This is a genomic window from Candidatus Methylomirabilota bacterium (assembly GCA_035936835.1).
Lineage (GTDB): Bacteria > Methylomirabilota > Methylomirabilia > Rokubacteriales > CSP1-6 > AR37.
The window spans coordinates 1-2,300 of record DASYVT010000204.1; the positions used below are offsets into that span (position 1 = coordinate 1).

The following is a 2,300-nucleotide window of genomic DNA, read 5'->3' on the forward strand; positions in this document are numbered from 1 at the left end:
GTTCGTGAATAGAGCAGGCTAGGTGGTCAAGAGCCCCGGTCCGCGGCGGGATGCCTCCGCTGTCGCGGCGGGCGCAGCCATCCATGTCCGGACACCCAGGTAGCACAGGAAGAGCCCGCCGACGGTCTGCAGCCAGGCGCGCTGGCCCACGAGCGCGCGCGACACGAGCGCGAGGCCGAAGGCCGCCACGGCGCCGTACAGGGCGTCGGCCGTGGCGGCGCCCAGCCCGGCCGCGAAGCCGACGGCGCGGCCGTCGAGGATCGTGCGGCGGATGCAGAGGATGCCGATCGGGCCGACGGGCGCGGCGATCCCGAAGCCGATCGCGAGGCCGCGGAGAAAGACGGAGAGCTCCACGCGCGGCCCCGGCCGCTGTCAGGACGCGCGGGCCGGCGCCTTGCGGCGGGCCGGAAGCTTGAGGGCGGCGTCGATCGCCGCGGCGAGGCGTGTCTCGTCGGCCGTCGCGTCGAGCCGCGCCACGATCTCGCCGCGCTTGTTGACGACCACCGTGTACGGCGCCCGCTTGAAGCCGAAGCGGTTGGCGACCCGGAGGCCCGGGTCGAGCGCGACGGGGTAGGTGGCGCGGTGGGCCTCGAGGAAGGCGCGGACATCGGGCTCGGTGTCGTTGACGTGAATGGCGAGGATTTCGACGTCCCGCGACCTGTACCGCTCGTACACGCGTTGGAGTCCCGCGGCCTGCGCCGCGCAGGTCTTGCACCATGAGGCCTGGAAGCGGAGCACGAGCACCTTCTTGCCGATGAGCGCGCGGGAGTCGAAGGTCTCGCCGCCCTTGAGGAGAGGCATCCGCACGGCGGGGGCAGCCGGCGGGGCGGCGGCGGCGGGCGCCGGCCCGAGGGCGAGAAAGGCGACGGCAGCGGCGGCCAGAACGCGCATGACGACGCATAGTATAATCGCCGCCATGACCGACCTCGAACGGGAATTGCGGCGGGCCGTCGAGGGCGACGTCCGCTTCGATCCCTACTCGCGGCTGCTCTATTCCACCGACGCCTCGATGTACCAGATGGAGCCGATCGGCGTCGTGATCCCGCGCCACGCGGGCGACGTGCAGGCCGTGCTGGAGCTGGCGAGCCGGGAGAACGTCGCCGTCCTGCCGCGGGGCGGGGGCACCTCGCTCACCGGACAGACGGTCAACCGGGCGGTCGTCATGGACTTCTCGCGCTGGATGCAGGGCGTGCTCGAGGTCAACCGCGAGGAGATGTGGGCGCGCGTGCAGCCGGGCGTCGTCCAGGACGAGCTCAACGCCCACGTCCGGCCGCTCGGGCTCCTCTTCGGGCCGGACACCTCGACCTCCAACCGCGCCACCATCGGCGGCATGCTCGGCAACAACTCCGGGGGATCCCACTCGATCGCCTACGGCCTCACGGTCGAGCACGTCATCGAGATCACGGCGCTCCTGGCCGACGGCAGCCGCGCCGTGTTCGGCGAGGTGACGGCCGAGGCCTTCCGCGCCAAGATGCGCGCCTCGGGGCTCGAAGGCCAGATCTACCGAGAGGTCGCGCGCATCCGCGACCAACACGGCCCCGAGATCCGGCGGCGCTACCCCAAGCACTGGCGGCGCGTCTGCGGCTACAACCTCGACGAGCTGGTCAAGGACCGGCCGCTCAACATGGCCCGGCTCGTCGTCGGATCGGAAGGTACGCTGCTGACCATCGTCGAGGCCAAGATGCGCCTCGTCCCGCGCCCCAAGGCCACGGCCGTGGACGTGATCCACTACCGCGACATCCAGGAGGCGCTCGAGTCCTCGCAGGCCATCCTCGAGACCGGGCCCTACGCCGTCGAGCTCACGGACAAAATGATCCTCGACCTGGCGCGGGGCAACATCGAGCAGTCCAAGCGCATGGGCTTCGTCCAGGGCGACCCGGGCGCGATCCTGATCGTCGAGTACGCGGGCGATACGCCGGCCGAGGTCCGCTCCAAGGTCGAGGCGCTCGAGACCAAGCGCGCCGCGGCCGGCTTCGGCTACGCCGCGCACATCTCGCTCGACGCAGCAGAGCAGCAGTCCATCTGGAAGCTGCGCAAGGCGGGGCTCGGGCTGCTCCTCGGCACCAAGGGCGAGGCCAAGCCCATCGCCTTCATCGAGGACACGGCGGTGGACCCGAAGCACCTGCCCGTGTTCGTCTCCCGCTTCAGGGAGATCATGGCCAAGCACGGCGCCGAGGGCGCGTATTACGGTCACTGCTCGGTCGGCTGCCTGCACATCCGGCCGTTGGTCAACCTCAAGACGGCGCGCGGGCTCGAGCAGGTGCGGGGCATGGCCGACGAGATCTTCGACCTGGTCCTCG

At 71.1% G+C, this 2,300-nt stretch carries 3 protein-coding genes; 1 reads left to right on the forward strand and 2 read right to left on the reverse strand.

Translation table 11 applies throughout. The annotated features are described in order from the left end of the window. Positions 1-18: 18 nt before the first annotated feature. Both VGV06_18435 and VGV06_18440 read right to left on the reverse strand, forming a co-directional pair. Positions 19-354, reverse strand: a complete 336-nt coding sequence (locus VGV06_18435) for a LysE family transporter (protein HEV2057122.1) — start codon at positions 352-354, stop codon at positions 19-21. A gap of 18 nt (positions 355-372) precedes the next feature. Further along, positions 373-891, reverse strand: a complete 519-nt coding sequence (locus VGV06_18440; protein ID HEV2057123.1) for a TlpA disulfide reductase family protein — start codon at positions 889-891, stop codon at positions 373-375. A 25-nt stretch (positions 892-916) separates the two neighbouring features. Between VGV06_18440 and VGV06_18445 the strand changes: the two genes are divergently transcribed. Then, a partial coding sequence (locus VGV06_18445; protein ID HEV2057124.1) for an FAD-binding oxidoreductase occupies positions 917-2,300 on the forward strand: 1,384 nt, incomplete at its 3' end.